The 1,024-nt window shown below is 56.8% G+C and carries 1 rRNA gene; it reads right to left on the bottom strand.

The window, feature by feature from the left end:
- Nucleotides 1-1,024, bottom strand: a 23S ribosomal RNA gene (locus ABZ939_RS36880); the annotation flags it as partial.

Raw genomic sequence — 1,024 nt, forward strand, 5'->3', positions numbered from 1 at the left:
TCGTTACGCCATTCGTGCAGGTCGGAACTTACCCGACAAGGAATTTCGCTACCTTAGGATGGTTATAGTTACCACCGCCGTTTACTGGCGCTTAAGTTCTCAGCTTCGCCCTGTCGAAACAGAGCTAACCGGTCCCCTTAACGTTCCAGCACCGGGCAGGCGTCAGTCCGTATACATCGCCTTACGGCTTCGCACGGACCTGTGTTTTTAGTAAACAGTCGCTTCTCGCTGGTCTCTGCGGCCACCCCCAGCTCACGGAGTAAATCCGATCACCAGTGATGGCCCCCCTTCTCCCGAAGTTACGGGGGCATTTTGCCGAGTTCCTTAACCATAGTTCACCCGAACGCCTCGGTATTCTCTACCTGACCACCTGAGTCGGTTTAGGGTACGGGCCGCCATGAAACTCGCTAGAGGCTTTTCTCGACAGCATAGGATCATCCACTTCACCACAATCGGCTCGGCATCAGGTCTCAGCCTTAATGTGTGACGGATTTGCCTATCACACGGCCTACACCCTTACCCCGGGACAACCACCGCCCGGGCTGGACTACCTTCCTGCGTCACCCCATCGCTTACCTACTACCACCTTGGGTCAGCGGCTCCACCACTCCCCTTTGCCCGAAGGCTCCGGGGCGGCTTCACGGCCTTAGCATTAATGGGCTCGATATTGGGCGTTTCAAAGCGGGTACCGGAATATCAACCGGTTGTCCATCGACTACGCCTGTCGGCCTCGCCTTAGGTCCCGACTTACCCTGGGCAGATCAGCTTGACCCAGGAACCCTTAGTCAATCGGCGCACACGTTTCTCACGTGTGTATCGCTACTCATGCCTGCATTCTCACTCGTGAACCGTCCACAACTCGCTTCCGCGGCTGCTTCACCCGGCACACGACGCTCCCCTACCCATCACAGCACCCGTTGGGGCTTATTGCTGCAATGACACGACTTCGGCGGTACGCTTGAGCCCCGCTACATTGTCGGCGCGGAATCACTTGACCAGTGAGCTATTACGCACTCTTTCAAGG

The sequence above is a fragment of the Streptomyces sp. NPDC046712 genome (assembly GCF_040645695.1).
Lineage (GTDB): Bacteria > Actinomycetota > Actinomycetes > Streptomycetales > Streptomycetaceae > Streptomyces.